The following is a 24097-nucleotide window of genomic DNA, read 5'->3' on the forward strand; positions in this document are numbered from 1 at the left end:
AATGAATTACAAAGAAATAAACTATAAAAATTATGGAAGATGCCTTGAAATAAATAACGGAGTAATTGAACTGATAGTTACTCTTGATGTTGGCCCCAGAGTAATAAAATTTGCTTTTTGTGGAAAAGAAAATTTATTTTTTGAAGACGTAGACAGAGTTTTTTCATCTGAAAAGGATGAGGTAAAGGAAGTTTACGGAAAAGATGCTAAATGGTATCTTTACGGCGGGCATAGACTTTGGGTAGGTCCCGAATACGGTTATACATACTATCCCGATAATATTCCGATTGAGTACAGTGTGGACGCAAATAAATTTACTTTTATTCAAGGACTTCAAACTCCCTTTAATTTACAGGGCAAAACAGTTCTTACAATAGGTGAGGGCGCTGAGGTAAGAGTTGATATGTTCTTAGAAAACAAATCGGATAAAACTTATGAAATTGCGCCTTGGGCAATTACTGTTATGAAAGCAGGCGGATGGGAAGTATTTCCTATGAATACCAATGATACAGGTTGGCTTTCCAACAGAACTCTTATGCTTTGGCCGTATACAAATTTGAATGATGACCGCATATCTTTCGGAAAAGAATTTGTTTTATTAAAACAGGATAAAGAGAAAAAAACTCCTTTAAAAGTCGGAATGGATAACAACAATGGCTGGTCAGCATACATAAATGACGGAGTTACATTCCTCAAAAAATTTGAATATGATCAAAATGCAGCATATACAGACAACGGCTGTAATTTTGAAACATATACCAGTGAATATATGACTGAGATTGAAAGCTTAGGAAAATTAGTTAAGCTTGTACCTGGAGAAACTGCTTCTCATTATGAAGAGTGGAAGCTTTTTGATACTGTGCCCGAAAAATGTGACTGTCCGGATGAGATGGGCAAAAGAATACTCGAAATTATAAAATGACAAAAACAATAAATATTGTCTGTGTTATAACTATATGTGTTTGTATAGTTGCTTTCGGTTGCGGGAAAATTGCGGAATTTGCTTTGTCAAAGCCCGATGCTCCCGCAACGGCAGAGCCTTTGAATATTACAAAAATAAATATAAATACAGCAACCCTTGAAGAGCTTAAGACAATAGAAGCACTTGATGAGCAAATATGTCTTAATATAATAAACTACCGTATTAAAAACGGTAGTTTTAAAAGTGTTGAAGAAATAATGCAGGTAGAAGGAATAAGTAAGGAAATATTTGTAAAAATTTTTGGCCATATAGTAGTTTAAATATTTTTTACAAGGTGAATTTATGCAAAGTAAGATAAATAAATCAATATTGTTATATGCCTTTTCTTTTCTTTTAGGAATAGGCATTTTGTTTTTATGCTTTGCAGCAGTGAAAATTTTCCCATTTGGAGAAAAAGCGTTTTTAACGGTTGATATCTCCCATCAATATACAGACTTTTATAGCTTTTTAAGACAGAGTATTTTTGGGGACAGCGGAAATTTGATATTTTCTTTAAAAACTGCATTGGGTGGAGATACCTTTGGAATTACTTCATATTATCTTTTAAGCCCTTTGAATTTGATAATACTTTTATTTCCCGAAAAATTTATTTTAGAAGCAGTTCTTGTTATAGCGCTTTTAAAATCAGGACTTTGTGCTTTTTGCTTTGCTTTTTTTATAAATAAAAAGTTTCCATCTTTAAGCTTTGGAATAAAGCTTGCCTTTTCGCAAATGTATTGCTTCTGCGCTTTTTTCGTGGTCTATGGGATTTGCCCTATGTGGCTTGACGGCGTGATATTTTTGCCGTTATTGATTGTTTTTCTTGAAAAACTGCTTTATGAAAATAAACCTCTTTTGTATTGTATTTTTTTAATACTTACTATTTTATCTAATTATTATATAGGTTTTATGGTATGTGTTTTTTTAGTGCTGTATGTTATTTGCCTATATATAAAACAGCCGTTTAAAATTCAGCGTATTATAAGCTTTTTTTGTTTTTCAGCTATTTGCGGTGCTTGCTGTGCAGTAGTGCTTTTGCCATCGCTTTTTTCTGTTTTGTCGGGCAGAGGCGGATATTACGATACCGACTTTTCAATGTATATAAATTTCTCGCTTCCCGATTTTCTTTCAAAGCTTTATTTAGGATATAGTGATACTATAAAAACAACCGACGGTGTATATGGACTTCCCAATATATATTCAGGACTTATTTGTGTACCGGGGATTTTCTTCTTTTTCCTTAATAAAAATATTAGCTTAAGAGAGAAAATAGGAAACGGAATTGTTTTAGGAGTAATAACTCTTTCAATGCTTTTGAATCCGCTTGATTTACTATGGCACGGCTTTAATTCGCCCTATTGGTATCCTTACCGATATTCCTTCTTGTTTTCATTTATGGCTATCACTATTTGCGCAAAGGGACTGTCAAAGCTTGAAAATATCAGTAAAAAGAGATTGTATTTATCAATTGCCGTAACAGTTTTGCTTTTCGTTATCGGTGCTTTTTCTGCTCCCTTTGTTTTTGTTATTATAGCTTTTATATTTTTAAGTATATATTTTATAATTTATCAAAAGAAAATAAGCAAAATAGTTTTAAGCTGTGTGCTTATTCTTGAAGCTTCGTTAAGTACATTTATGCTTGTATTTACTATTGATGACACTTATATATACGAAAAAAGAGACAGCTACACTCAGTATGTTTCTCAGGTGAGAGAAATATTAAATGACATTGATTTAAGTGAAAATCTCTATAGAACAGAAAAGACCTTTGCGCGCTCCAGAAATGATAATATGTCGCTGTATATTAACGGAATTTCTCATTACAGCTCGGGTTTTAATCAAAAAACCAATAGCTTTATAAAAAATATGGGCTTTTTGCAATCAAGATTTTGGACAAAATATAAAGGTGCAACACCTCTTTCAGACAGTATTTTTTCAATTAAATATGTATTAAGCCAAGAAGAAATACCGTTTTATAAGGAAATATCCCGAAAAAATAAATATATCCTTTATGAAAATCCTTATGCCTTGGGTTTAGCTTTTGAAACTAATTCAATAATTGATGATTTTGATATTTACAAAGATCCTTTTTTAAATCAGCAAAATTATTTAGATACGCTAAGCTTAAAAAATTTTCAAATTTATAAAAAAGCTTCTTTTGAAAAAGATGATATGAATTATAGCGTAACAGTAGAAAAAACGGGCAGGCTTTATATGTATCTGTATTCACAAAAGGCATATAATTGTGATGTGTATGTAAACGGAGAAAAGCTTTGCGAATATTTCAGAGCATATACTTATCCTGAAAATAACTATAATATAGTGGATTTAGGCTATTATGAAGAAAATGATATTGTTGATATAGAATTGAACGCTAAGTCAGCAAGAAGCTTTGATATTGATTTTGCTTGCTTTTATACTTTGGATACAGAGGAATTGGAAAAGGCTTTGTCAGACATCAATGACTATGAGGTAACTCAAAACAAAGCGGGAGAGTATATAATAAACGTGAAAAATAATAAAAGCGGCTACGTTTCAACAACAATCCCATACTATGAAGGCTTTGAAGCTTATATAAACGGAGAAAAAATACAGACGTTTGAAAATTATAATACATTTTTAGCCTTTGAAGTCCCCGAAGAAGACAGTATAATAACCGTTAAATATAAAAACAAATGGCTCGAAACAGGCGCTGTAATAAGTTTAATAGGAATTTTAATTTTGAGTTTTATTTTAATAATTTCTAAAAAAGTGTTTGCTTAATTGCAAACACTTTTTTCTATTTGAAACAGTATATAAAACATAAAGCTGAAAATAATAATATACATCATATAAAAAGAGAGGATTACGGCAAAATGTCTGAATATATTCTCGAATTGAAAAATATCGTAAAAAAATTCGATGCAATAACTGCCCTTGACAATGTGGAGCTAAAGCTTAAAAGGGGAGAAACTCTTGCCTTAATGGGCGAAAACGGAGCAGGAAAATCAACCCTGATCAAAGTTATAACAGGAGTTCATAAGCCTGACAGCGGTACTGTTTTGGTAGACGGAGAAAAGGTGGAATTTTCTTCAACGCTTGATTCGTTAAAGTATGGTATAGCGGCTATTTATCAGCACGTTACATCGTTTCCCGACTTGACGGTAACAGAAAATATCTTTATGGGAAGAGAAATTTTAACCCCTTTAGGAACATATAATTGGGGACAAATGAGAAAACAGGCAAAAGAGCTATTAAAGAGTCTTAGTGCAGATATAGATGTCAATAAGCCAATGGAAACCTTGAGTGTCGCACAGCAACAGCTTGTAGAAATAGCAAAAGCACTTTCGAGAAATGCACGTATTCTTATAATGGATGAGCCTACAGCTTCACTTACAAAGCACGAATGTGAAGAACTTTATTCCATTGTTGACAACTTAAAAGAAGACGGAGTATCAATTATTTTTATAACGCACCGATTTGAAGATATGTACCGTCTTTGTGAAAGTGTAACGGTTTTCAGAGATTCCAAATATATAGGCCATTGGCAGACAAATGAAATTTCAAACGAAAAGCTTATAGAGGCTATGGTTGGCAGAACACTTACCCAAATGTATCCTGATAAAAATGTAAAAATAGGGCAAAAGGTTTTAAGTGTTAAAAATCTTTTTAAAACAGGATATTTTAAAGATATATCCTTTGATGTGCATGCGGGGGAAATAGTTGCATTTACAGGTCTTGTAGGCTCAGGAAGAACAGAGGTATGTCAGTCTGTTTTCGGAATATTAAAGGCTGATAAGGGAGAAATTTTTATAAATAATGAAAAAATAGATGTAATATCTCCTACGCACGCTTTGAAAAAAGGAATTGCTCTTTTACCTGAAGACAGGCAAAGACAGGGACTCATTTATGAATTCCCTCTATATAAAAATGTTTCTGCAGCAGTTCTTGAGAAGTTTTCCAAGTCAGGCTTTATGGATGAAAATCAAGAAATAGAAACAGCAATACAGCTTTGCAATAAAATGGCTTTAAAAGCAAAGGATATAAGTGATACTCCCAATGCGCTTTCGGGAGGAAATCAGCAAAAGGTGGTTTTTGCAAAGCTTCTTAATTGCAATTTAAAAGTGCTTATTCTTGATGAACCTACAAAAGGTATAGATGTAGGTGCTAAGTTTTCTATTTATCAGATAATGAATGAGCTTGCCGCAGCAGGATATGCGATAATAATGGTATCAAGCGAAATGCCTGAGGTTTTAGGCGTTTCTGACAGAATATATGTATTCAAATCAGGAAGAATTACTGGAGAATTTAAAACAAAAGAGGCAACTCAGGAAATGCTTTTGTCAGCAGCTCTTGCTAAAGAAGGGGGAGAGGGATAATAATGAACGCTTTGAAAAAAATTACCGGATATCATAATTTCGGTCTTATATTGGGAATAGCAGGCTTGCTTATTATAGCGGCGTTTTTAACTCCTTCTATGTTTTCTTTAACAACAGCACATAATATGCTTCAAAACAATTCAGTATATGCTTTGCTTTCTATAGGAATGATGTTTGTACTGTTGACAGGTGGAATAGACCTATCCGTAGCATCGACATTGGGTCTTTCGGGAGTATCTGCATCTCTTCTTATGGATAATTTCAATGAAGTACCCGCAATAGTATGGCTGATAGCTTCTGTTGTTATAGGTGCTTTGTGCGGATTTGTAAACGGACTTCTTATAGGAAAGCTTAAAATGATTCCTCTTATTGCAACCTTAGGAACTATGTATATTTACAGAGGAATAGCTTTTTTAATAAGTAACGGTGTCTGGGTTTTTCCTCATCGTTTTACAGAGGATTATAAAGCCTTTGCACAGGGAAAAATATTTGGAATTTATAATATTATCTGGATAACGGTAATTGTTTATATAATAGTTGCATTTTTCCTTGGATATACAAAAAGCGGCAGATATATTTACGCCGTAGGAACAAATGAAAACTCGGCAAAAATAGCGGGAATAAATCCATCGAATGTAAAGGTGTTAGCCTATACACTATGCGGAGCAGTAGCAGGACTCGCAGGAATGTTATTTACTGCAAACTATGCTCTTTGCTCATCGCAGATAGGCACAGGCTTTGAAATGCAAGCCATAGCAATATGTATTTTGGGCGGAGTAAGTATAAACGGTGGCAGAGGCAGAGTTGACGGAGTAGTAATAGGCGTTATAATTATGAGCATTATTTCTAATTTTATTTCGATGCTTCCGGGTTTCAGCGTATGGCAGGATGCAATACGGGGTATAATCATAATTATAGCAGTAGCAATAAATCTTATTACAGGAAAAATGATTGAAAATAACGCCTTGAAAGAAAGAGATGCTTTGATATGATAGAAATATCTCTTTGGGAGGAATTTTAAAATGACACGGGATTTAACAGTTAAAAAGAAATTTGATTTGTCTAAATTTCTTGTCAGCTGGGAAATGATACTTGTATATATTTTGATATTTATAAATATTATTCTTATGCTGACAAAACCAAACCTTTATTTTTCTTCCGGAACTATTACCTCAATTATACAGTCGGGTATGGACCTGTCATTTATGGTACTGGGAATGATATTTATATTGATGATAGGAGATATAGACGTTTCAACAGCATCTACAATGATTGCCTGCGCTATGACAACGGGCTTGATTTTTCAATCGGGAGCAGGAGCTTTTTTTGCAATTTTGGGAGGTTTGTTGACAGGAATATTATGCGGAGCAATTAACGGTACATTAGTTGCACTTTGTAAAATGCCCTCTGTTATTGTAACTATAGCGACTTCGTTGGTTTTCAGAGGAATAGTAAGGATAATTTTAGATGTAAATGTGCTTAAAAGCTATCCTTCGTGGCTTTCAAAGCTTTCTTGGGGTAATATCTTCGGAATACCTTTTTCTCTCATTATTTTTATTTTGGCAAGCATCGGTTTTGCAATATGCTTGCATAAATCAAGATTTGGCAGAAAGCTTTATATGATAGGTAACAGCACAGAGGTTTCAAGATATTCGGGTATACGTGTAAAAACAATAAAGATAATAGTATTTATTATAATGGGAATAATGGCATTTGTATCTTCTTTATTTTTTATAGGAAGAATGGGAAGCATAAGCTCAGATATGGGAATAGGCTATGAGCTTAATGTAATTGCAATAGCCGTTTTAGGCGGAATTTCAACCAATGGAGGAAAGGGAAGAGTTTACGGCTGTATTATTTCAACACTTATAATAGCATTTTTAAATTACAGTCTGGGACTTTTAGGAATAGAGTCTAATACCCGCACAATTGTCGTAGGATTAATTTTGATAATTGCGGTATTGATATCAAATATAAAATTAAAGGCTTCAAAAGCCTGAAAAGGAGTTTAAAATGAAAAGCAAAAAAATTTTTTCGGCAATATTATCAGTTTTATTACTAAGCACCTGTCTTATAAGCTTTACAGCTTGTAATTCAGAAACAGCAGGAGGCCTTGAAGGTGCTCACGTATTTATGTTTAAAAGTACGGGAAATACTTTCGGAGACCTTATGTATGAAGGATTTAAGGAGTATATAGAATCAAAGGGCGGCAAAGCCGTATATAAAAGTCCGGCTACAACAACAGTTGCCGCACAGGTTTCACTTATTGACGAGCTTATAACTCAAAAGGTAGCATCAATAACAATTTCAACAAACGGAGAAGCAGGATACGACGAGGTTTTGAAGAAAGCTCAGAATGCAGGAATTAAAATTGTTTCGGTAGACTCAAAGGTATCTCCCGACTACAGAATAACTCACGTTGACCCCACTTCCCAAAGCGGCGTAGGTGAAACACTTGTACAAGCCGCTGTGCTTATAGCTATGAGAAAAGATTATCCCGAGGATGCAGATATAAAAAAAGCTTGCGATGATGCCTTGGCAGACTATAAAGGCGAAGAAATAAAATTAGGAGTTCTTTCCGCATCTATTGATACACCCGTCCAAAACGGCTGGATAGCTAAAATGGAAGAGGAATTAAAGCGTGATGTATATAAAGGCAAAGTAAGTCCTACTATAGATAAAAAATACGGAAACGATGACCCTACAGTAAGTACAACTCAGGCAAATGCCTTTATTTCAGAAAATAAGGTTGATGTTATCATATCACCGACAACAGTAGGTATGGCAGCAGCAGGACAGGCATTGAAAAGTTCAAAGTCTGATATTAAGCTCACAGGCTTAGGACTTCCCAGCGAAATGCAGGATTTTATGCCTAAAAAGAGTAGCGACAATGCCTTTGATTATGTTTGTCCTTATATGTTTTTATGGGATGTAATAGATTTGGGAAGAGTTGCCGCAGCGGCATCATGGGCTGCATTTGATGCAGATTTCAGCGGAGAAATGGGAAAAGACTTTACAATTCCCGCAACAGGCGAATATAAGGAAAGAAAATTCACTGTAGAAAAACATCCAGACGATGAAGGAACAATAGTTCTTGTAGGCGCACCCTATTCATTCTATAAGGGTAATATGGAAACTTGGATTCCAAAGCTTTAAAAAGGAGAAAATAAAATGACATTGACACAAAAAGAACAAACACTTATAAAAGATATGAAGGACCAGGAACAGCTTTGTATTGAAAAGTATATGAAATATGCAAACGATGCCTGTGACGGAGGATTAAAAAATCTTTTTTCTCAAATAGGTCAAGTAGAACAACAGCATTTGCAAACTTTAAATCAAATTGAAAGCGGTACAGTTCCGACAGGCAACGGCGGAGGAACTCAGCCTCAAGTACCTGCTCAACCTTCAAACTGTTCAGCAGAAGATAAAAATAAAGATAAATATCTTTGTCAGGATGCTTTGGCAACAGAAAAGCACGCTTCAACTCTTTATAATATTTCGATATTTGAGTTTTCAGATACAGCAATAAGAAATTTGCTTAACCATATTCAAAAAGAAGAGCAGGAACACGGCGAAAAAATATATGCGTATATGTCAATGAACGGTATGTACGCATAATATAACGATAAAAAACAGACATATAATGGTTGCTTTTTATAAGAAAGAAAATGCCCCGATAGATTTTAAAATCTGTCGGGGATAATTTTATATCGTATGATTACGGCAATTTATGGATTTAAACCGTTGTTCGCAATGCTTTGCAGAAGATGATGGAATTTTGAAAATGTGGTCATTTCCTGAAACAATAATATGAATTACACATTTTTTACCGATATAATCAAAGCTATAATCTTCAATCTTATCGGTTTGATATGTTTTAACGCTAAATTTAAATATTCTAATTTTCCCTCGTTTATATACAGCTACGCCTCGGTGTACAAAAATATAAATTAGGGTTAAATATATAATAGAAGAAACAAACAAAAATACAATTTTTATTGCAATGTTTTCGAGAATTGCTATCCATATTAATGCTACAATGAAGGCAACTGACGAAAATAATATTGCAATTGTTGTAGTAAACACTCCTACACAGTAATACATTTTTCTCGGATTGACTTTTTCAAAGTAAAATAGAATATGATATACCGTCAAAACGGCAAGAAAACAAAGAAGCCAGTGATCTATTCGTTTATATGTATCCAAAATATTTACCATATCAAAAATGGGAGAAAGCAATCCTAAAATAACGGTGTAGGTAATGATTGATGCAAAATAGTTTATCACCTTTTTTACCATTTCTTATTCTCATTCCTTTATTTATCAGCTTTCATACGGTCGTATGCGAAGGGTAGCGCCTATAGAATTACAAATTTCGAGGCAACGCTGTTGCTCTTCGGGAGAAGTTACAACATCTACCACTGTCATCATAACATCAGGAACATAGTTTACGCAATCTTTTGTAAACTCAAGCATAGCGTCGTATGAGTCAATACCGAATTTAGAACGCACTATTTTAAGATAATCCTCTTTATTGGTAGCATTAAGGCTTACGGAAACTGCATCAATAAGTCCTTTGAGCTTGGGCGCAGTTTTTTCTTTCCAAATTAAATCGGATAAACCGTTTGTATTTATACGGATTTTTATATTACTTTTTTCTTTAATATATTTTGCTACCTTCAGCAAAGCGTCAAGACGTTCTGTAGGTTCTCCAAAACCGCAAAAAACAATTTCAGTGTATTTATCTAAATCCCAAGTGTCAATGCTGTCACAAATTTCTTGTACAGTGGGCTCACGCTCAAGCCAAAGAGAGTCTGAATCATAAACTTTGTCGTTGTTATTTCTCAGGCAAAAAGTACAGTCACAAGGACAACGGTTTGTGATATTGACATAAATTCCGTTTTTAACCTGGTATGTAATAGTCATCATACTTTTGTCACCTTATAAATTTTTTAATATCAATTTTATCAAATGTAATGCCAATAAGGATAAATACAATACTGCTAAAAACACATTGAGTTATATTTCCCCAAATTGCAGCTATAGGAGAAAAGAAATTACCCGTTATCAACGCATCGTAAATGTAATAGCCACCAATACATATTAAGGAGGAAGGGACTAAGGCAAATATATTTCTTTTAGAAATAATTTTGTGCGTTTTTCTGCAAAAGAAAAATACAGTTATAGCTTTAATGATTACAGAAGCAGGCGCCCAAAGAGCAAAGCCTGTAAGACAGTCAGCAAGAAGAGCACCGCCTGCACCTACAAAGACAGCATAAGGCAATGGGAGTATGCAAGAAGCAAGATATATAAATCCGTCTCCTATATGTATATATCCCGTATGGATTGGAATATGAAGATAAGCAGTAAAAACAAATACAATAGCAGTAAAAACTCCTGCAAGGCACATAAGCTTTATGTTTTCTTTTTTCATTATATATAAAAGCTCCTTCAGATTTCTGATAAAAATTCTTCAAAACAAATACCGTCAGTTTTCGGTAAACCGAGCTCAACAGTTTTGCGCAAAGCTTTGGCAATAAAAGAAGAAGCGTGTTGAATAGAAGTTGTAAAGTCTTTGCCATTAACAGCATCAGCGGCAATAATTGAAGAAAAAACATCACCGGTTCCTGCACGGCATGGACCTACTTTGTGTGCTGTAATAACAATAGGTGCTTTTCCTTTTTCAAAAATAAAATTATCAAGGTTGTCTTGGTGTTCAAGACCTGAAATAACAATTTTTTTCGGTCCCATTAAGCTAAGCTTTTGACATATTTCAAGAAGTCCATCTTTGTCTATATCATTACGGTATTTAGTATTAGTAAGAATACAAGCCTCTGTGAGATTAGGAGTAAGAATATCAGCATATGGGACTAAAGAACCCATTTTTTTTGCAAGCTCGGGAGAGTAGGTGGGGTATAGCTCTCCGCAATCACCCATAATTGGGTCTATAACAATAACGGCATCTTCTTTTTTAAAATACTCAAAAAAATGTTTTACTATATCTATTTGTTCCGGAGAACCGAGAAAACCTGTAAGTATTCCGTTAAAATTAAGATTTAACTTTTTCCATTCTTCTATATAAGAGCTCATATGTTCGGTGAAATCTGTATAATAAAAGCTATCAAAGCCTGTATGGTTAGAAAAAATTGAGGTAGGCAAGGGACAGCACTGAATTTTCATCGCAGATATAATAGGTAATGAAACAGTAATAGAACAACGTCCAAAACCGGAAAAATCATTGATAACAGCTATTTTTTTTTGCTGTGTGCGTAACATTTGCTTTCCTCCTTGCTTTTTATTTTTAAATAGTATATAATATTTTTGGTCATATGAAAATAGTCAGAATGGGAGAAAAATATATAACCAGATGAAATACATAATAGATAAAGATGATACTTTGCCTGCTTATCTTCAGCTTTATAGGCAAATGAGGGAAGATATAATAAAAGAGATATACCCTTATAACAGTAAGCTGCCTTCAAAAAGAATACTTGCAGAAGAAATGGGATTAAGCACAGTAACAGTAGAGCACGCATATTCGCTTCTTTGTGATGAGGGATATGCGGAAGCTAAAGAAAGAAGCGGATATTTTGTTATTTTTCGCATAGATGACGGCTTCGCAAGTGCATCGGATAAAACTGTTTCAAATACAACCTTGTCTAATCACAATAAAAGTGCATCTTCCGAATTTCCATTTTCGGTATTTACAAAAACAATGCGAAGCGTAATGAATGATTTTGGAGAAAGTATTTTAGAAAAATCTTCAAATTTAGGTTGTATAGAATTAAGAGAAGCAATAAGACAATACCTTGCAAGAAGCAGAGGTATTATTGCTGATACAAGGCAAATTATTATAGGCTCAGGCTCTGAATATCTTTATAGCTTAATAATAGATATGCTTGGAAGAAATAAAGTGTATGCAATAGAAAGCCCCTCATATAAAAAGATAGAGCAGGTATATAAAGCTTCCGATGTAAAATACGAAAAGCTACCTCTTGGTAATGATGGAATAGAAAGCATTGCTTTAAGAGAAAGTAAAGCAGACGTTCTTCATATATCTCCGTATCGTAGTTTTCCAAGCGGAGTAACAGCAAGCGCATCTAAACGCCACGAATATATGCGTTGGGCGAGTAAAGATAACAGATATATTATAGAAGATGATTTTGAATCGGAGTTTTCAGTTTCGAAAAAGCCCGAAGAAACGTTGTTTTCAGACACATCAAAGGAAAATGTTATCTATATGAACACTTTTTCTAAAACTATATCCCCGTCGCTTCGTGTGGGGTATATGGTTTTGCCCGAAAAATTAGTGGCTGTATTTGAAGAAAAATTAGGCTTTTATTCTTGCACAGTACCGACTTTTATGCAGTTTGTTTTGGCAAAGCTTATTTCAAACGGTGATTTTGAAAGACATATAAACAGAGTAAGAAGAAAAAAGAGAAAAGAAGCAACTGATAATTTAAAAAGCTTATGAGTCGTAAAAACTCATAAGCTTTTTTGCATCATATAGAATCGTCTGTAACGATTTCTGTTTCCTGGGTTTCAGGCTCTTCTTTTTTCTTTAATATTTTAAGGTCTTCTTTATTATAAATTTTTGGAGTAGCATCAGGATTGCTGTCCAAACGTACTTTTACAAGACCTTTAAGCAAATAGATTTCCGTTACAACGCCGTTGCCGTCCGGAGTTTGTACTATACTGCCTACACGTGGAGTTGTTTTAGCCAAATCTTCATATGCGTTTTGCTCGTATTTAAGACAGCACATAAGCCTGTCGCAAGTTCCTGAAATTTTTGTAGGATTAAGAGATAGGCCTTGTTCCTTTGCCATTTTAATAGAAACAGGGTGAAAATCTCCTAAAAATGAGGAACAGCAAAAAGGTCTGCCGCATATTCCCAAACCGCCTTGAAGCTTTGCTTCATCGCGTACACCGATTTGACGAAGCTCAATTCTTGTTTTGAAAATTGATGCCAAATCCTTTACCAATTCACGAAAGTCAACTCTGCCTTCGGAGGTAAAATAAAATAGAAGTCTGTTTGAATCAAAGCTACATTCAACGTTTATAAGGTTCATATCAAGCTTATGCTCTAAAATTTTCTTTTGGCATATTTCAAAGGCTTGTTTTTCTCTTTCAACAGCCTCTTGAGATTTTTTTATATCTGCCGGAGTAGCTTCTCTTAATACGTTTTTAAGAGGGGGCACAATACAGTCATCAGGAACCTCTCTGTTTTCCAAAGCCACTTCTCCGATTTCTACTCCGCGTGAAGTTTCAACAATAGCAAAGCTTCCTTTTTTAAAATTTATTCCTGCGGGACCAAAATAATAAATTTTTCCGCCTTTTTTGAATTTTATTCCAATAACCTCTGTCAATGAACTTCCTCCCAAATTTTAATAAATAAAACAGTAACCGAAAGATTGATATTTGAATTTGATTCTATTTGTGTATAAGCATCTTCTAAGATGTTAACAACATTTAAAAGCTGTTTTATAGTAGTTTTCGAAGCGGCAAGCGCATAGTCTTTTGAAAAATCAGGTATGTAAAGGTCTGCACCTTTAACACTTTTTGAGATTATTATATCCCTGAATACGTTTTTTAAAAGACTGATTTGCTTTAAAAGAGACTCACGCTTTTTAGAAAGAGAGTCTGAAAATTTTAGAAAAGCAAATTCATTTGTACCATATAAAGCCTTTAAAAAATCAGAAGCTGTCTGAAGCTCTTTTTTCTTAGAAGCTTCATCCTCAGAAGAAAGCAAGAGTCTGATACAACGGGAATTGATTGTTTCAAGCATAGCTTCTCCCTCGGGAGTAATAAGAATAAATACTGCATATTCCGGAGACTCTTCAAGGGTTTTTAAAAGAGCATTCTGTGCGGCAACGGTGAGTAAATTTGCCTGCGGGATTATATAAATTTTCTTTTTGCTTTCATTGGGAATAACAAAAACGTCTGCAAAAATTTGACGTGAAGCTTCAACACCGATTGTCGCTCTGTCTTTTTGGACAGATACAGTAATAACATCAGGATGAATATCCTTTTGTATTTTCAAACAGTCTTTACATTTTTTGCAGGGGACTTGTTGACCGACACATTCAAAGCACATAGCCATAAGCTTTGCTGCTTCAAGTGCTCCTGAGGTATCATTACTTTCAATTAAATAGGAATGACTAAGACGGTTTGAAGCTGCAGCAGACAATATATAATTAAAAAGCTCTTGCTTTTCCAATTTTATGTCAATCCCTTTCAGCTAAAACATTTACTATACTATTATAAATGAAAAACAATTTATTTGCAACAAAAAAATAACATTATATCAAGTTATTAAAAAAATAGTGTCTTAATATAATATTTGTATGAAATTCTGATGGGGAGAGTGTAAATATGATAATACATACGGTACAATCGGGAGAAACAGTAAATTCTATTGCAGAGAATTATAATATAACAATAAGCAGACTTATAGAATATAACGGACTTTTAGCTCCTTATACCTTGGCTGTAGGACAAAGCTTGGTAATTTTGTATCCAAAAACAGTACATACGGTAGTAGAGGGTGATAGCCTTTTTTCTATTGCTCAGCAGTATAATACGAGCGTAAGACAGCTTTATAGAAATAATGCCTCTTTAAAAGGAAGGCCGCAAATATATGAGGGTCAGAGTATAATAATTGATTTCACCGATACACCGACGAGAGAGGTGGTAATAAATGCATATGCATATCCTTTTATAGAGCAAAGGCTATTAGAGGGGACTCTATATTATCTTACAAACCTTCTTCCGTTTACATACGGCTTTACTCCTCAGGGGGAGCTTGTTGACCTTGATGATGAACAGCTTATTTCTTCTGCACAGTATTATGGAACATCGTCATTTATGCATATTTCTACACTTACGCAGGAAGGGAATTTCAGTAGTGCCCTTGCAGAACAGCTTTTAAATGATGAAGCGGCACAACAGCGTCTGATAGAAAACATTTATCAAAATATGAGAAATAAAGGCTATACAGGTCTTGATATTGATTTTGAGTTTATTCCGGCACAGCTCAGAGAAAATTATATAGAATTTGTAAGGAAAGCCACACAGTATTTGAATAACTACGGGTATGACGTTATAGTTGCTCTTGCCCCGAAAACTTCATCAGCTCAAAGAGGTCTTTTATATGAGGCTCATGATTACGCAGGTCTTTCAGAAGCGGCAAACTATGTTTTTTTAATGACATATGAATGGGGATATACGTATTCAGAGCCAATGGCAGTAGCTCCTATAGAAAATGTCAGAGCTGTTGTAGAATATGCATTGACTCAAATGCCGCCTGAAAAAATAATTTTAGGATTACCTAATTATGGTTATGACTGGCCTTTACCATATGTAAAGGGACAGACTAAAGCAGTAAGTATTTCTACATCGCAGGCTTATGATATAGCGGTAAAATATAGGGCTGAAATCCTTTATGACGAGGTTTCTCAAGCTCCGCATTTTGTTTATACAAATGAAAACAATCAAGTGCACGAGATATGGTTTGACGATGCAAAAAGCATATCTGAAAAGCTTTCCCTTATAGAAGAATATTCTTTGTATGGCGGCGGTTATTGGAGCCTTATGAAGCGTTTTCCGTCAAATTGGAGTGTTCTTAACGCTATGTATATAGTGAGATAAAATCAAATTTTTTACATTTAATTAACGTTTTTGAGCATACTAAAAACAAAAATTAAAAAACGGGGATTAAGTGTATGGATAAAAGCTTATATGTTTATGCAAAGCAGGCGGAATATATAAAAAAATATCAACAAAATCTTACCCTTGCTGAAAAAAACGAGGGAGATAAACGCTGGCTTTATGAAAATATATATATAGTTATGCAGGAAGTCTATTTTGCCCTTAATGAATTAAGGGGTAACAGCGGTATTGCCTTTGATATAGCAAAAGAATGTATTTCAAACTTTGAATATGATATTTCTTTAGAAAATTTAGGAGCAATTCTAAAAAGCGATAAATACAAGAATGTTTTAAAATATGAAACTATTTCAAAAATACTTTTATGCTTAAGATTGGAGCTATGTTACAGACTTTACAGACTTTGCAGAGGTAAAGAAAAATGTAGCTTTAAGGATATAATTATCGCTTACCGCAAACTTTGCGATATAGAGCAAAAGGATGTTTTAAGCTTTTGGGAGGTTGAGAGGGTATTAGAAAAAGACCCTGAGAATGTATATTCCTCTATGACAGACGCGTCAAAGGATTATTACAGAAAAAAAGTTGCGGAGCTTGCTGATAAAAATAATATTTCTCAGCTTGAACAGGCAAAAAAAGTATTGAACGAAGCTCAAAAAAATAACGTTCATTTGGGAAAAATACTTTTTAAAAAAGAAAAAAACATAGCAGGTTATATATATTTATTTTTGTTGACATTTTTTACAGTGGCTTTAAGCAGCGTTCTTACAGCTTTTTTGGGACGTTGGTGGAGCTTTTTCCTATTTGTAATTCCTGTAAGTGAAATTGTTAAAAAAATATTAGATTTTTCCTATTATAAATTCAGAAAAATAAGACCTTGTTTTGTAATTAAGCTAAAGGAGATACCCGATAATGCGCTTACAGCAGTAGTTATATCGTGTCTTGTAACAAGCAAAAAGGATATAGAAAAGCTTATAACAAGAATAAAAAAGCTTAATTGTACAAACGGTGGTAAAAACGTACTTTTCGGACTTTTGGTAGATTTTAAAGACAGTAATCTGAAAGTAGAAAAAGGCGATGAAGAATTAAAGCAAACTCTAAAAAAAGAAATAGAAGAATTAAAAAACGATTGCTTTTTCTGTGTTGTAAGAAACAGAAGCTATAATCCAAAAGAAAAAATATTTATGGGTTTTGAGCGAAAAAGAGGAGCAATATGTGAGCTTGTTTCCTATATATATCAAGGCAAAAAAATCAACGGTGATATCTTTGGAAATCAGGAAAGATTAAGAAAAATAAAGTATATTACAGCTTTGGACAGCGATACAAATTTACCAATACAAGAAATTAAAACTCTTGTAGGTGCTATGCTTCATCCATCAAATAAGGCAGAAATTGATGAGAAAAAAGGCATTGTAAAGAATGGCTATGGAATAATCGTTACAAGACTGTCAGCGGATTTGGCATCTTCTCAAAAAAATCTTTTTTCAAAAATTTATGCAGGCTTCGGCGGTAGCGAAACCTACAGCAACCCTACCTATGACCTTTACTATGATATTTTTGAAGAAAGTATTTTTTCGGGAAAAGGAATTCTTGACGTAGAAGCATTTTATAAAACGGCAATTAAAAAAATCCCTCATAACAAAATTTTAAGCCACGATTTATTAGAAGGTTTTTTTATGAGAACAGGCTTTGTAGGCGAGGTTGCTATGACAGACAGCTTTCCTTCAAGTGTATTTGCTTATTATAAACGTGCTCACAGATGGTATAGGGGAGATGTGCAAAGCCTTATATTCTTATTTAAAAAGGTTGTTAATTCCAAGGGGGAAAAAGAGCTTTCGGGAATTTCCTCAATAAATAAATTCAAGCTTTTGGATAATATAAGAAGAATGCTTTTGATAAGAGCTAATTTACAGCTTTTACTATGGGGCTTTTTTTCACCGATTTGTTTTGCTGTGGGAATTATATCACTGTTTTCGGGACAGATTATTTCTCTTGTTGATACAGTAGTGCACGGTGGCCTTGAAGCTATAAAAATACGATATTCTTCAAAAACAATATCAGTATTTAAAAGCGTATTTTTAAGCGCATTGTTTGATTTGATTTTTTTACCTTATGCTGCTTTGGTAAGCTTTCACGCTTTTTATGTAGCGCTTATCCGTATGCTTATTACTAAGAAAAAGCTTTTGGTTTGGATAACAGCCGCACAATCGGATAAAAGAAAAGATACTCTTCTGAGCTATTATAAAGGAATGATAATATGTCCGGTTTTTGCATTGGTTTTTATTCTTACACTGAAAATTCACCTTATTGTCATAGGAGTAGGTTTTGCTCTTGCGCCCTTAGCGGCATATCTGATTTCTAAACCAACCCCGGAACAAATAAGAAAAATACCTGCTGAAAAACAAGAAAAGCTTATGGAATATGCAAAAGATATATATAGCTATTTTGCAGATTTCGTAAATCAAGAAAACAATTTTTTGCCGCCCGATAATTTACAGGAGCAGCCTGTTTACCGTCAGGCTAAAAGAACGTCACCTACCAATATAGGTATGTCTCTTATTGCTCATGTCAGCGCCCATATTTTAGGAATAATTACTTTTGAAAGCTTAGTTTCAAAAATTGAAAATACAATTGAAACAATAAAAAAAGCTGAAAAATACAGAGGTCATCTTTATAACTGGTATTCAACAGAGGATTTAAAGCCTTTAGAGCCACGATATATTTCTACCGTTGACAGCGGAAACTTAGCTTGCAGTCTTTGTCTTTTGTATTCTTATCTATCAAAGAACAAGGCTAAAGAAAGCTTGCTTAATGATATAAAAAATATAGAAAATGAAATGGATTTTGATTTCTTATATAATAAGAAAAAGAAGCTGTTTTATATAGGGGTAGACAGTGAAGGTAAAACAGGGGATAACTGCTACGACCTTTTTATGAGCGAATACAGAATGACGGGATACTATCTTATAGCAAAGGGAAAGGTTGGCAAAAAGCACTGGTCTGCCTTAAATAGACTATTTATAGGTTACAGAGGCTATTTCGGCTTGAAATCCTGGAGCGGAACAATGTTTGAATATATGATGCCTAACTTGTTTTTGCCTTGTTATAGTGGCAGTCTTATATGGGAAGCAACTCATTTTGCTATAAATGAACAAAAAAAATATCATAGACCCTACGGAATTTCCGAAAGCGGATTTTATGCTTTTGATAATGAGCTTTCCTATCAGTACAGAGCCTTTGGAGTGCCTAAGCTCGCTCTTGATAAATACAGACAGGGTGAAAGGGTTATATCACCTTATTCAACCTTTTTGACTGTTGCTATACAGCCCTTCAGCGCCCTTCATAATCTTGAAAGATTAAAAAAATTAGGTGTATATGGAAAATACGGATTTTTTGAAGCAGTAGACTTTACAAAAAATCGTGCTAACGGTCAATTCGCTATAGTAAAAAGCTATATGGCACATCACTTGGGAATGAGTATATGCGCAATATGTAATGCACTTTGCGACGATGCACTTGTAAAAATATTTATGAGTGATTTGCAGATGAATAGCTTTGAAGAATTGTTATGCGAAAAGGTACCTGCTCGTATAAGCTTATATAATGAAAAACAAGATTTCCGTATTCCTGATATGAAGCTGCTTCCTGTTTCAGTTGTAAGCCGTGAAATTTCAATGAATAATCAGAGAGCTTCTGTAATTTCAAACGGTTCAATGAATGCTGTTGTTTCTGATAATGGATGTTGTATTATTAAGTATGGCGGAGTCGGAGTATTAAAATATCGCAGAGATAATTTTAAAATGCCTCAAGGTGTTTTTGCTTTTATAATTGATAAAAATAAAAAATACAGTGTAACCTCAGCACCGTTTTTCGATACAAATCAAAACTATAAGGCGACTCTTTCTGAAAGCAGAGCAGTTTATTATTTGAATACTCAGAATTTTGATGCGACAATGGTATCTACATTGCATAAATCACAGCCTGCGGCAATTTTTGAGCTTAGTGTTGAAATGAAGAAAAATCAAGATATAAGCTTTGCTTTTTATTTAGAGCCTATTTTAACAGCCTTTGAAAGCGAACTTTCCCATCCTGCTTTTTCTGCACTGTTTACTTGCTGTCAATATGATGAGAGAGATTTTGTGATTTTTACACGCCGTACAAGAACTCCTGAAGATAAGGAAATATGGCTTGCCGCAGGAGTGCTTAGCAGTGATAGTGAGTTAAAATATGAAACAATGAGAGAAAATATTTTGCCCAGAATGGAAGGTCTTTCAGATATTGATTTGAGAGAAAACAGCTTTAAAGGAGTGGCACCATCTCCTGTAAATCCTTGCCTTTGTATTTTAGGAAAAATGAAGCCACAAAAGAATAAGGCTTCTGCTGTTTTGCTTTTATGCTGCGGCAAAACTAAAGAGCAGGCACAGGAGATGTTTTTAAATCTGAAAAATGAAAAAACTTCTTTGATGAGTCAAGCCTTACCGCCCTTTTCAACACTTTCTCAAAGAAAACAGGAAACAGCTCTTAAAATTTTACCAAAGCTTTATTATAATACTAATCCAATAATACAACCGCCCGAAAGAAGCTATGGCTTAGATACCCTGTGGCAATACGGAATTTCCGGAGATATTCCTATAATTTGCACATCTATAAATAAACAAGAGGATTTAAAAGCATTAAGAACACCTATTGATATATATGTATATTTCCGTAAAAAAGGAGTTAACTGTGACCTTGTAATTTTTTATGACGAAAAACAAGGCTATGACAGACCGCTTTATAATGGAATAAATGCACAGATAAATCAAATTCGTATAAGCGGATACCGTTCAAAAGGTGATATATATACGGTAAATCTCCCTGTTCAAGAGAGAAGATTTTTACTTCGTATGAGCGTATTTAGCTTTGAAGAAAAAGACGAAAGCTTTTCTCAAAACAAATTTTTACCTTTTAGGCTTTCATACGGCGAAAGTGAGCCTAACAGGGAAGCTTTATTTAATCAAACTCAAATAGGAGGTTTTTCGCAAAAGGAATATAAAATAACGAATAAAAGACATTGGAGCTTCAGACCTCCTTACTGCGCAATAATTGCAAATAAAAATTTCGGCACTTTGGTTTCAGATAGCTCATTGGGCTTTACCTTTGCATTAAATGCAAGAGAAAATAAGCTGACTCCGTGGTCAAATGATACTGTATATGATAACAGCGGAGAAAGACTTTTTTTACGTTGTCATGGAAAAATATATGATATATGCCGTGAAGGTCATACTGTTATAAGGCCTGATAAAGCAATTTTCGAGGCAAAGCTTGATTTTGCAGAGATAAAGGTTACTGTAACAGTAGACGGTATAAAGCCGTGCAAATATGTAGACGTAGAAATAAAAAACAATTCTCAACGTATGGAAAATATTGAGCTTTGTTTTTATTGTGAGCCTATTTTAAGTTCACAAACCCGACACGGTGCAATAGCAACAGAAAATATAAACGGAGTATGGAGCGCAAGAAATATTGTTAATAACGGATATGGCGGAATAATGTTTTTGTACTGTAAAGACAGCACCTACGGAACAGACAACAGAAGAAAATTTTTACAGGGTATATGGAACGCATTGACTAAAAAGCCTTGTGAAAATTGTCTTGCTGTAGGAGTGGAAAAGCAGCTTAACAGTGAACAAAGCTTTAAAACAAGCTTTATTCTGGGATATGCAAAATCTAAAGAGGCTATTGAAAACTGTATCAAAGAAGAGAGAATAGAAAATAAATTTGACAGAAAATTTATTATTGATACTCCCGATGAAGAATTGAATCTTTTTTATAACAATTTTTTGCAAAAACAAATTTTATACTCCCGTCTTTTTGCTAAAACAGGCTTCTATCAATGCGGTGGTGCTTTTGGCTTCAGAGACCAGCTTCAAGATGCAATCTGCATCAGTTCAATCTATCCGGAAATTTTAAAGCTTCAGATTTTGCGTTGCTGTTCAGTACAGTTTGAAGAGGGCGACGTTATGCATTGGTGGCACGAGTACTGTGAGTCAACAAAGATTATAAAAGGCGTGCGCACAAGGTGTAGCGATGATTTGCTATGGCTCCCATACGCTCTTTGTGAATATATAGAAAAAACGGGAGATAAAACAATTCTCGATAAAAAAATATTTTATCTTAAAGCAGATGAACTGAAAAAAGGAGTTAACGAAGCCTATATTACTCCCGAAAAATCACAGATTAAGGAAAATGTATACGAGCACGCAGTAAGAGCTTTTAAAAAGGGGCTTAACTATGGAGAAAACGGACTTATTCTTATAGGCAGCGGAGATTGGAATGACGGCTTTAATAATGTAGGCGCACAAGGAAAAGGCACTTCTGTATGGCTTAGTCAGTTTGTCGTTTTGGTAGCAGAGAGATTAAAAAAGCTTTGCATTGAATTAGCAGACAGCGAAACTGCTAAGCTTTGTAAAACAACTGCTCAAGCTTTAAGAAAAAACATTGAAGATGTAGCCTTTGATTCGGGCTATTATATAAGAGGCTTTTTTGATAACGGGGACCCATTGGGAAGTCAAAACAGTGATGAATGTAAAATAGATGCTTTGCCTCAAAGCTTTGCTTCAATAATAGGACTTGAAAAAGATAGGGTTAAAAGTGCGCTTGAAAATGCCGTTAAAGAGCTTGTAGACGAGGAAAACGGAATAATTTCTCTGTTTGTTCCGCCTTTTGATAACAGCAAAAATAATCCCGGGTATATAAAAAGCTATATACCCGGAATTAGAGAAAATGCAGGACAATATACGCACGCAGCATTATGGCTTGTATTAGGACTGATTAAGGACAAACAAACCGATAAAGCCTATGAACTTTTAAAAATGATAAATCCGTTAAGTCACGCAAGAAACAGCCATACAGCTAAAAAATATCTCACAGAGCCATATGCATTATCTGCTGATATATATACAGCTCAAGGTCTAAAGGGAAGGGGAGGCTGGAGCCATTATACAGGTTCAGCAGGCTGGTTCTTTAAAATTGTAACGGAAGAAATAATGGGAGTTACGCTGAAAAACGGAGAATATACCTTCAATCCCAAATATCCTTCGCAGTGGGATAATAAAGCAAGCATAAAAATAGAAGAAAACTAAATTTTTTCGCAATATTCTCTGAGTAGCTTAACGTATATTCTATAGTTTTCTACTGAAACATCGGGCGGAGTCTGATGGTCAACAGAAGGAATATATCCGCCTGATTTTATAGCGGGAAGAAGACGTTCAAATTCTTTTCTCATAGCCTCTTCGCCGTTTTTCATAATAGTTTTGTCAAAGCCACCCATCATCAGCCAATCGGGGTGGTTTTGACGTATTCTGTTAACATCAACGCCCGCCTGACGCTCTAAAGGTAAAACACCCTCGATACCAACCTCTTTAAACCAGGGAATAAGAGGTTCAACATCACCGTCGGTATCTATAAATACTTTGGTGCCTTTAGCCTTTATAAGAGGAACAATCTCTTTGTAAAAAGGTGCCATAAATTCGTCAAAAAGGTCTTTTGAAATCATAGGTCCGTGATTATATGACATATCCTCAGCAAAGGTCATAAATTCGGGAGTCAATACCTCGTAAATAGCTTCTATAACCTTTTTATGAAATTCAATTAAATCTGTATTTATTCTTTTCATAAGCTCAGGATAGTCATAAAAAGAATAAAGGTGATTTTCTATTCCGAAAAGAGTACGGGGAAACCAGAAAAAGCCTTCCAAAGTAAACCAAACAGCAATTTTACCTTCATCGTGTTGTTGCTTAATCTGAAGAAGAGAAGCTTTTATATTTTCAAAAGTGTTTTCCGGATAAAGATGAGAAAGTAAATTTTCATAATCTTTTTCATCTTCCATTATAGGAGCGCCTTCATATGCAGGAGCAGGGGTAGTTTCATCACGGGAAGGGACCCATAGCTGATACTGTGTATCAAGTCCGAAAAAATCAAAGAGTTCAAATTTATCAGAAGGAACCGAACTGTTTTCTTCTTGCCATTTTGCAACAGTTTTGTCCCACCAGGTAGCCCATTCTACAGCAGGTACCTTATCAACCTTTTTCATATTTAAAATAGCTTGCATACGTTCTCTGACAGTCATATA

Annotated in this window: 18 protein-coding genes; 11 read left to right on the forward strand and 7 right to left on the reverse strand. The window is 34.4% G+C overall.

Features of this window, described 5'->3' with window-relative positions:
• Position 1 precedes the first annotated feature (1 nt).
• From E7480_03900 to E7480_03935, 8 genes are all read left to right on the forward strand, one after another.
• Complete coding sequence (locus E7480_03900; GenBank protein ID MBE6903732.1) at positions 2 to 922, forward strand: hypothetical protein; 921 nt, start codon at positions 2 to 4, stop codon at positions 920 to 922.
• Positions 919 to 1242 carry a helix-hairpin-helix domain-containing protein gene (locus E7480_03905; GenBank protein MBE6903733.1) on the forward strand — a complete coding sequence of 108 codons (324 nt, stop codon included), beginning with the start codon at positions 919 to 921 and terminating at the stop codon, positions 1240 to 1242. The genes E7480_03900 and E7480_03905 overlap by 4 nt, the downstream gene beginning before the upstream one ends.
• A 22-nt stretch (positions 1243 to 1264) precedes the next feature.
• Positions 1265 to 3724 carry a hypothetical protein gene (locus E7480_03910; GenBank protein ID MBE6903734.1) on the forward strand — a complete coding sequence of 820 codons (2460 nt, stop codon included), beginning with the start codon at positions 1265 to 1267 and terminating at the stop codon, positions 3722 to 3724.
• Between the two features lie 92 nt (positions 3725 to 3816).
• Positions 3817 to 5319 (forward strand): sugar ABC transporter ATP-binding protein, encoded by a 1503-nt coding sequence (locus tag E7480_03915; GenBank protein ID MBE6903735.1) that lies wholly within the window; start codon positions 3817 to 3819, stop codon positions 5317 to 5319.
• A gap of 2 nt (positions 5320 to 5321) precedes the next feature.
• Positions 5322 to 6311, forward strand: coding sequence for an ABC transporter permease (locus tag E7480_03920; protein ID MBE6903736.1), 990 nt, complete (start codon positions 5322 to 5324; stop codon positions 6309 to 6311).
• A 30-nt stretch (positions 6312 to 6341) separates the two neighbouring features.
• Positions 6342 to 7319, forward strand: coding sequence for an ABC transporter permease (locus E7480_03925; GenBank protein MBE6903737.1), 978 nt, complete (start codon positions 6342 to 6344; stop codon positions 7317 to 7319).
• Between the two features lie 13 nt (positions 7320 to 7332).
• Positions 7333 to 8475, forward strand: coding sequence for a hypothetical protein (locus E7480_03930; GenBank protein MBE6903738.1), 1143 nt, complete (start codon positions 7333 to 7335; stop codon positions 8473 to 8475).
• A gap of 15 nt (positions 8476 to 8490) precedes the next feature.
• Positions 8491 to 8940, forward strand: coding sequence for a spore coat protein (locus E7480_03935; GenBank protein ID MBE6903739.1), 450 nt, complete (start codon positions 8491 to 8493; stop codon positions 8938 to 8940).
• Positions 8941 to 9027: 87 nt separating this feature from the next.
• Here the strand turns inward: E7480_03935 and E7480_03940 are convergent, their stop codons facing one another.
• From E7480_03940 to E7480_03955, 4 genes are read right to left on the reverse strand one after another with little or no spacing between them, the layout of a single operon-like run.
• Positions 9028 to 9621, reverse strand: coding sequence for a hypothetical protein (locus E7480_03940; protein MBE6903740.1), 594 nt, complete (start codon positions 9619 to 9621; stop codon positions 9028 to 9030).
• 24 nt (positions 9622 to 9645) lie between these two features.
• On the reverse strand, positions 9646 to 10248 hold the full coding sequence (locus tag E7480_03945; protein MBE6903741.1) for a TIGR04100 family radical SAM protein: 603 nt from the start codon (positions 10246 to 10248) through the stop codon (positions 9646 to 9648).
• A gap of 10 nt (positions 10249 to 10258) precedes the next feature.
• The gene (locus tag E7480_03950; protein MBE6903742.1) at positions 10259 to 10756 is read right to left on the reverse strand and encodes a TIGR04002 family protein; all 498 of its coding nucleotides are present in this window, start codon (positions 10754 to 10756) and stop codon (positions 10259 to 10261) included.
• 17 nt (positions 10757 to 10773) lie between these two features.
• On the reverse strand, positions 10774 to 11598 hold the full coding sequence (locus E7480_03955) for a pyridoxamine kinase (protein ID MBE6903743.1): 825 nt from the start codon (positions 11596 to 11598) through the stop codon (positions 10774 to 10776).
• A gap of 91 nt (positions 11599 to 11689) precedes the next feature.
• Between E7480_03955 and E7480_03960 the strand changes: the two genes are divergently transcribed.
• Positions 11690 to 12796: a PLP-dependent aminotransferase family protein gene (locus E7480_03960; GenBank protein MBE6903744.1), complete on the forward strand. Its 1107-nt coding sequence runs from the start codon at positions 11690 to 11692 to the stop codon at positions 12794 to 12796.
• A gap of 28 nt (positions 12797 to 12824) precedes the next feature.
• Here E7480_03960 and E7480_03965 read toward each other — a convergent pair whose 3' ends face one another.
• A complete protein-coding gene (locus tag E7480_03965) occupies positions 12825 to 13688 on the reverse strand; it encodes a stage 0 sporulation protein (GenBank protein MBE6903745.1) in 864 nt (287 codons plus the stop codon).
• Positions 13685 to 14560: a hypothetical protein gene (locus E7480_03970; GenBank protein MBE6903746.1), complete on the reverse strand. Its 876-nt coding sequence runs from the start codon at positions 14558 to 14560 to the stop codon at positions 13685 to 13687. Before E7480_03970 ends, E7480_03965 begins: the two co-directional genes overlap by 4 nt.
• A gap of 134 nt (positions 14561 to 14694) precedes the next feature.
• Between E7480_03970 and E7480_03975 the strand changes: the two genes are divergently transcribed.
• Together E7480_03975 and E7480_03980 are read left to right on the forward strand one after the other, a co-directional pair.
• Positions 14695 to 15969, forward strand: coding sequence for a LysM peptidoglycan-binding domain-containing protein (locus E7480_03975; protein ID MBE6903747.1), 1275 nt, complete (start codon positions 14695 to 14697; stop codon positions 15967 to 15969).
• Between the two features lie 74 nt (positions 15970 to 16043).
• Positions 16044 to 23108: a hypothetical protein gene (locus E7480_03980; protein MBE6903748.1), complete on the forward strand. Its 7065-nt coding sequence runs from the start codon at positions 16044 to 16046 to the stop codon at positions 23106 to 23108.
• Here the strand turns inward: E7480_03980 and E7480_03985 are convergent.
• Positions 23105 to 24094 carry a hypothetical protein gene (locus E7480_03985; GenBank protein ID MBE6903749.1) on the reverse strand — a complete coding sequence of 330 codons (990 nt, stop codon included), beginning with the start codon at positions 24092 to 24094 and terminating at the stop codon, positions 23105 to 23107. The genes E7480_03980 and E7480_03985 overlap by 4 nt on opposite strands.
• Positions 24095 to 24097 lie beyond the last annotated feature (3 nt).

The organism is Oscillospiraceae bacterium, assembly GCA_015067255.1.
GTDB lineage: Bacteria > Bacillota > Clostridia > Oscillospirales > SIG519 > SIG519.